Below are 8,553 nucleotides of genomic sequence, written 5' to 3'. Positions count from 1 at the left end.
TACCACTGGTGTAAATTTTCTCTTTTTGACTAGTCCTATTTATATGCTAACATCAAATATATCCATGGAAAAGATGTAGACTCTTGTGTTGGCGATGTGGCTGATATGCGTATTGAGGCACAGGGAAAAGCAGAATTTTTTGATATGGGAGTTCCAGATATTCTGGATTATGAAAAGATGAAGGACAAATTACAGATGAGAATTTGTGATAAGGAATGGAATACCGATCTTCTTGCAGATAAAGTAGTCACAGAACACGGAGATTTTGCAGCTTATTATGCAGTAAATCTGGAGGAAAATGGAGAAGGGATCAGCAGTATTCCGGTAACTGTTTCTCTGATGAACGAGTGGGGAGTATCTGCCGAACAGATTCAAGCGGATGCGATGGTGGCAGACCGAAAACGTGGTGTCACACTTATGGATATGAATGAGATTATCAAATCTACGATTTTTGGTGAAGAACCAGAAAACCTGCTGAATGAAAAAATGGATATGGAAGCCATGGAAAACCCAATGTTCTGTCTGACAAACAAAGCTAAGATGAATGGAGCTTCCCTGTTACTGCAGGAAGATATTCGTAAACAGATTGGGGAATGCCTGGGTAGTGATTATTTTGTCATCCCATCTTCCATTCATGAAGTGCTGATTCTCCCTGATAACGGAATTTTTCAGGTCCCGGAACTAAATGCGATGGTAAAAGAAGTCAATGAGACACAGGTAGAAAGAGAGGAACAGCTGTCAGATAAGGTTCAGTTCTGTGATGGAAAGACAGCAGTCATGGAAAATGCTGAACGCAGGGAAGCACGGCTAGAAAAAGCAAAAGAAGCAGAAAAAACAGCTGTAAAAAAAGAAGCCAAAGGAGGAATACACGGAAAGCTGGAGAAAGCCAAGGCAGAGATCAAGGCAAAAGAAGCAGAGAAAGTGCCGAAGAATAAGTCAAAAGATCTTGCCACAGCATTATAAAGAGAAGCAACGATGATTTTAAGGGGACTGTGCTAAGCAGTCCCTGATTTTATGAAAAGGAGTAGCGCATGGCAAATAAATTATATGCAATGGAACAGCTGACGGAAGAGGTGGCAAAAGATGTAGCTGCCAGTCCGCAGGAATGGATGCGGTTCCTAAACACTGCATCCAGACTGTACAAATACACTTTTCCAGAACAGCTTTTAATTTATGCACAGCGACCGGAAGCAACTGCCGTAGCATCCATGGAAATCTGGAATCAGAAGATGTACCGATGGATCAAAAAGGGATCTAAGGGGATTGCCTTGATTGACAATACTTCCGGACCGAAAACAAAACTTCGGTATGTATTTGATGTGCAGGACACTTATAAAGTGCGGAATCTTGGAAAGGATCCTCAGTTATGGAATCTTCCAGTAGAAGGAGAACATCTGGTGGCAGATTATCTGCAGGAGCAGTTATCACTGGAAGATACAGAAGGAGGACTTGCTGAAAGTCTGCATCAGGCAGCGAAGGAGAGTATGCAGGAATGGCTTCCAGATGCATTGGAAGAACTGAGACTGGATGTGACAGGGACATTTTTGGAAGAACTGGACGAACAGAATCAGGAAGTAGAATTCCGGGAACTGATGACCAATAGTGTCTGGTATGTATTACTAAACAGGTGTGGACTGGATGTACAGGAATATCTGGATGCAGAGGATTTTCGGCATATTACGGACTTCAATCAGCTGAAAGTATTAGGACATCTGGGAAGTGCAGTCAACGAGATCAGCAGACCAGTTCTGATGCAGATTGGACGATATGTTCTGAATGATCTGGAAAATGACCTGAAAACGGTTGCAAAAGAAAAAGAAGTAGCTTATAATGAATTTAACACGTTAATTCGCGAAAGCAATACAGATAACACAGAAGATAGAGAAGAAAAAAAGGAGGAAACAGACTATGAGAGAGATCAGTTACAGCCAGAACGGAGAGTATCAGATTCCAGATATCAGCCTGGAAGAGACGAGAGGAACCATCGGCAAGTACGGAATGATGCGGAAAGAGTATCTGAGAAATCACAAGGTAGCCAGGTTCAACATTCTGACACTGCAGAACCGTCTGGACAGTCATCTGATGGAGATCGACAGCCAGGCAAGACAGAGAGTAGACGACCTGATGAACGAACTTCTGGAGAAAGATCCGGCACCGGACAAAATGGCAGACGGGATGGCATGGACCAGACACATGAACCAGATCAAGGCACAGGCAGAGGAGCTGGTGATTCAGGAGATTATTTACAGTTAAGTCTGTTCCCAACAGAAGAGGAACAGTTAGGAGAAATAAGGAAAGCGGCAGCTGCATTGGAACAGCCAGCCGCTTTTCTTATTTCCGATGAAGTGGTAAATGATATTCTCCGCACGGGAAGCGGACAGAAAAATACACTGTTTCATATTACAGCAAGACTGATTGAAGGTCTGGATAATGAAGAAATGCGGAGTTTTCTGAAAGATGAATATGGAACTGGTGGCAAAGGATTTACCATAGATGGTCAGAAAATCAGTATCTGGTATGACAATGATGGTATCCGTATCCGGCGAGGGGACTCTGCCAGAAGAAACTTTGACCGCATGGTTACGTGGGAAGAAGCAGCGAACAGAATTCGGGATATGTATGAGGATGGAAATTACGTGGATAATTTGATTTCCAATAATGCCATTGAACAGGAGCAGGAAGAAATGACCAATCTTCTTGCACTTCATTTTCGGGATACTTGCAGAAACTGGGAAAAGAAACAATCATATTCAGACTGGCAGGATGTAGTGAGTGGAGCATGGACAGATCAAGAGGAAGCAGATGCGATTGTCTATCGTTTTGAATGGCTGCAGAAATATATGGATGAGAATCCGGGAGATTATTACCGCTGGGAGATTCAGCATAATCCGGAATATTTCCAACGCTTTCAGGATCTTCAGAGGGAGCGTTCCTGGGTAGACCAGAAATTTACGGTCGAACGTCCGGCACTATCCTTTATCACACAGGATGAAATTGATGCAGTGTTAAGAAGAGGCGGTATTACTGCCGGAGGACGTAACCGAATCTATGAGTATTTCATGGAGCACCATGATATGAAAGATGCAGCTGAGTTCCTGAAAAATGAATATGGAACAGGTGGTTCTTCACCCGGAATACCAGGAGCAGATGCTTCCGACGCATCCCATGATGCAAAAGGATTAAAACTTGCAAAAGGGAAAATTGGCAGTCCAGAGGTAGAAGTTTTATTAAAGTGGAACAAGGTTGCAGAACGTGTTCGCCAGTTAATCCGCACAGATGATTATTTGTCACCGGAAGAAATGGAAAAGTACGAAGAACGACAGGAAGCACAAAGACTGGCAGATTTGGAAGAAGCACAGCAGATGTTAGGAGAACAGCTGGAGCAGGATACTTTGACAGCGGAAGATATAACTGATTTGCGATTAGTTGATTCAGAATATATGTCTGGTACCAGAACAAAAATCCACGATTTTGATTGCAAAGTTAAGGGAGAAGCGAATCGACTTCAATACACATTAGAATATCATGATGATGGAGAAGGTTTCACGATTCATACGGAAAAAGATGATATTTGGAATCGAATGTCAACACAAGAATTGGAACGTCTGGATGTAAAACTCGGACAAGAAGTACTTTATTATCATTATCACAACAAAACTGTAAATGCGGATACTTTAGATGAATTACGGGAAATCAGGGAAGAAATTATGGAGGAAGAGTCCTTGTATTTTACTGCTATTTCTCAACGTGTGTGGACAGATTATGATAAAAAAGAAAAAGAATTATCTGGAGAAGTTGAGGTATCGGAAGAAAAAGAATCTTTGGAAGAGATTAACGGAATATCAGAAACGATTCCAGCAACGAACTTCCGCATCACAGATGATGAGCTTGGACAGGGTACAGCAAAAGAAAAGTTCCGTGCCAATATCATGGCTATCCAGTTGTTAAAGAAATGTGAGGATGAGAATCGCAATGCAACACCGGAAGAACAGGAAATCTTATCCAGGTACGTTGGCTGGGGAGGTCTTGCAGATGCATTTGATGAGACAAAATCTGCATGGGAGACAGAATATCTGGAATTAAAGACCGTCCTTACACCGGAAGAATATGCTGCAGCCAGAGCTTCCACATTAAATGCTCATTATACACAGCCGATTGTGATTGAAAGTATGTATCAGGTGTTGGAGAATCTGGGATTTACAAAGGGAAATATCCTGGAGCCATCTATGGGAGTCGGGAACTTCTTTGGAAAGCTTCCAGAGAATCTAAACCAGTCCAAACTCTATGGAGTGGAACTGGACAGCATCAGTGGCAGAATTGCTAAACTTCTCTATCCAGATGCCAATATCCAGATCAAAGGCTTTGAGAAGACGGATTATCCCAATGATTTCTTTGACGTGGCAATCGGAAATGTGCCATTCGGTGCATATAAGGTCAATGACCGTCAGTATGACCGCTACAATTTTATGATTCATGATTACTTTCTTGCCAAGACTATAGATCAGTTACGTCCAGGTGGTGTAGCTGCGTTGATCACAACAAAGGGAACTATGGACAAGGCATCACCGGAAGTCCGGAAATATTTGGCAGAGCGTGCAGACTTGCTGGGGGCAATCCGACTGCCGAACACAGCTTTTAAGGCAAATGCAGGAACAGAAGTCAGTGCTGATATTTTGTTTTTCCAGAAGCGTGAGAGTTTCACAAAAGAGATGCCAGACTGGGTGAATTTGGAGAGTGATGCAAATGGGATTACCATTAACAAGTATTTTGTTCAGCATCCGGGATTGATTCTTGGTGAGATGAAAGAAGTGTCCGGTCCGTATGGTATGGAAACAACCTGTGCTCCAATGGAAGGAGCTGATCTGGAATTACAGTTACAAGAAGCTGTAAAACACATCAAGGGAAGCATGGTAGCGGCAGTAGATATAGAGGCAGAACTGGATGAGATGCCAGAGAGTATTCCGGCAGATCCGAATGTTCGAAATTACAGCTATACGGTGGTAGATGATCAGGTATATTACCGTGTCAATTCTTTGATGAATCAGGTGAAAATGCCTGCAGCCACTGCAGAACGTGTAAAAGGCATGGTTGCAATCCGTGATACCGTTCGTGAACTGATCGCCATGCAGATGGAAGAATTTGTCACAGACGAAGAAATCCAGAAACAGCAGAAAAAACTGAATCAGGTGTATGATACCTACACAGCAAAGTATGGAGTTATTGGAAGTAATGCTAACAAACGTGCATTTTCTGATGACTCTTCTTATTGTCTGCTGTGTTCCCTGGAAGACTTGAATGAAGATGGAACATTGAAGCGGAAAGCGGACATGTTTACCAAACGAACCATTAAAAAGGCGGTCGCTGTGACAAGTGTGGAGACAGCCACAGAAGCACTTGCTTTGTCCCTAAATGAAAAGGCTAAAGTAGATCTCCCATATATGGCACAGTTGACCGGAAAGACCGAAGAGAAAATCACAGAAGAGCTGGTTGGAGTTATCTTCAAAAATCCACTGACAGACCAGTGGGAAAGTGGAGATGAATATCTGTCCGGAAATGTTAGGGATAAATTAAATACAGCGAGAACTTTTGCAGAGAATCATCCAGAATTCACACCGAATGTCCGTGCATTGGAGGCAGTTCAGCCGAGAGATCTGGAAGCATCGGAGATTGAAGTGCGTATTGGAGCCACCTGGATTGAACCTTCGGATTATCAGGAGTTTATGGTGGAACTGCTTCATACGCCGAGGTATCTTGCGCAGAAGGAAATACAGGTAAAATTCTCTGAGATAAATGGTGAGTGGAGGATTACAGGAAAGAACGCCGACAGTCCAAGAAATGCGTTTGCCTATGCAACGTATGGAACGGAGAGAGCAAATGCCTACCGGATTCTGGAAGATACCTTGAATCTAAAAGATGTTAGAATCTATGATAAAGTCGTAAATGACAATGGGGATGAAGTGCGAGTTTTGAATAAAAAAGAAACTATGTTGGCATCACAAAAGCAGGATGCTTTGAAGGCTGCATTCCAAGATTGGATTTTTAAGGATCAGCAGAGGAGAGAAAGACTGGTAAGCGTGTACAATGAACGTTTTAATAGTATCCGTCCCCGTGAATACGATGGAAGTCATCTGACTTTCCCAGGAATGAATCCGGAAATAGAACTTCGACCGCATCAGAAAAATGCAGTCGCACATCAGCTATACGGTGATAATGTGCTTCTGGCACATGTAGTAGGAGCTGGGAAGACTTACGAAATGGTAGCGGCGGCAATGGAGAGCAAACGTCTGGGATTATCTCAGAAAAACCTCTTTGTAGTTCCAAACCATTTGACGGAGCAGTGGGGAGCAGAATTCCTGCAGTTATATCCAGGGGCGAACATTCTGGTAGCAACGAAAAAGGATTTTGAACCGGCAAATCGAAAGAAGTTCTGTGCCAGAATCGCTATGGGAAATTACGATGCTGTTATTATTGGTCATTCCCAGTTTGAGCGTATTCCAATCTCTGATGAGAAACAGGAAGCCATGCTTCAGAGGCAGATTGATGATCTGGAAATGGCAATCCAGAGTGCAAGGTATGAACAGGATGGTGGACGTTATACCGTCAAACAGATTGAAAAGACAAGAAAAACATTGCAGACAAGGCTGGAGAAACTGAATCAGAAAGAGAAAAAAGATCAGGTAGTTACGTTTGAAGAACTGGGAGTGGATCATTTATATGTAGATGAAGCACACAGTTATAAAAACGCATTTCTTTATACAAAAATGAGAAATGTAGCCGGGATTGCACAGAATGAAGCACAGAAGTCGGCGGATATGTTTAATAAATGTCAGTATCTGGATGAGATTACCGGAGGAAAAGGCATTACCTTTGCTACGGGCACACCGATTAGCAACAGCATGACGGAATTGTATGTTATGCAGAGGTATCTGCAGAACAGCAAATTACAAAATATGGGACTTGGACTGTTTGATTCCTGGGCCTCCACCTTTGGCGAGGTAGTCACGAGCATTGAGCTTGCACCAGAAGGAACAGGCTACCGTGCAAAGTCAAGATTTGCAAGATTTTATAATATTCCGGAACTGATGAATATGTTTAAGGAGATTGCAGATATCAAGACTTCCGATCAGTTAAAGCTTCCTGTGCCAGAGGCGGAATATGAAACAGTGGTGCTGAAACCAACGGAACAGCAGAAAGAAATCGTAGAAAGTCTGGGGGAACGTGCAGAAGTTGTCAGAAACGGAGGGGTAGATGCTTCGGTTGATAATATGCTGAAAATTACCAATGATGGAAGAAAATTGGCATTGGATCAGCGTTTGGTGAACGAATTATTGCCAGATAATCCAGAAAGCAAAATATCAGTCTGTGCAGAGAAAAGTTATGAGATCTGGAAAGACACGGCAGCACAGAAATCTGCACAATTGATTTTCTGTGACTTGAGCACACCGAAAGGTGATGGCAGTTTCAATGTTTATGATGACTTGAAGCAGAAACTGATAGCGAAAGGTGTACCGGAAAAAGAGATTGCTTTTATTCATGATGCAAATACAGAAGCAAAGAAGACGGAGCTGTTTGGAAAAGTGAAATCCGGGCAGGTTCGTTTTTTGATTGGCTCAACAGCAAAGATGGGTGCCGGGACCAACGTGCAGGACCGTCTGATTGCGTTGCACCATCTGGATATTGGCTGGAAACCATCTGATTTGGAACAGAGGGAAGGGCGTATTATCCGTCAGGGAAATCATAATAAAAAGGTTCATATCTTCCGGTATGTAACTGAATCCACATTTGACAGCTACATGTGGCAGTTGATTGAGAACAAGCAGAAATTCATTTCTCAGATTATGACCAGCAAAGCACCTGTGCGAAGCTGTGAGGATGTGGACGAAGCGGCACTTTCCTATGCAGAGGTCAAAGCTCTTGCAACCGGAAATCCAGCAGTAAAAGAGAAGATGGCATTGGATGTTGATGTGGCAAAATTAAAACTTTTAAAAGCCAACCACATGAATAACCAGTACCGCCTGGAAGATGATATTGCAAGGAATTTTCCACAACAGATTGCAAAACTGACAGAAATCATTGACAGCTACAAGGCAGACATCGCTCATTACTCAGAGCATAAAATCACAGATCCAGAGCAGTTTACTATGGAGATTGGCGGCAAAGAGTTCACAGAAAAGAAAGAGGCAGGAGCAGCACTTCTGGCGGTATGTAAAGATATTAAAGCTGTAGATGCTGCGATGGATATCGGAAACTATCAGGGATTCAATATGAGGATTCAGTTTGATGGATGGAGTAAAGAATTTATTCTATCTGTCAAACATGAGGCTGTCTCGAAAGTTCATCTTGGAGCAGATGCACTTGGAAATATTACTCGTATCAACAATCTGTTGGACAGTTATCCAGAGAAGCTTTCAGAAGCACAACAAAGACTGGAAACAGTATATGAACAGCTTGCAAATGCAAAAGAAGAGGTTGGAAAGCCATTTCCAAAAGAAGAGGAGTTGAACGATGGGCAAAGCTCAATAATCTAAAAGAGGCAGCCCGCACCTTCAACTA

2 protein-coding genes are annotated in these 8,553 nt (G+C 42.7%); both read left to right on the top strand.

Annotation, left to right across the window (positions count from 1 at the left end; genetic code table 11):
• The first annotated feature begins 51 nt into the window (after positions 1-51).
• Positions 52-963: a DUF5688 family protein gene (locus KTQ83_RS10375; protein ID WP_342367255.1), complete on the top strand. Its 912-nt coding sequence runs from the start codon at positions 52-54 to the stop codon at positions 961-963.
• Positions 964-1,031: 68 nt separating this feature from the next.
• A complete protein-coding gene (locus KTQ83_RS10365) occupies positions 1,032-8,528 on the top strand; it encodes a DEAD/DEAH box helicase family protein (RefSeq protein ID WP_244975843.1) in 7,497 nt (2,498 codons plus the stop codon).
• Positions 8,529-8,553: the final 25 nt, after the last annotated feature.

The organism is Holdemanella porci (assembly GCF_019052655.1).
In the GTDB taxonomy this organism is placed as follows: Bacteria; Bacillota_I; Bacilli_A; order Erysipelotrichales; family Erysipelotrichaceae; genus Holdemanella; species Holdemanella hominis.
Note: the sequence above shows the minus strand (reverse complement) of the source record. Positions and strands in the feature narration are given on the sequence as shown.

Coding starts and splice junctions, on each gene's coding strand:
- KTQ83_RS10365 (WP_244975843.1), top strand. CDS start 1,032: ATGGCAAATAAATTATATGCAATGGAACAGCTGACGGAAGAGGTGGCA.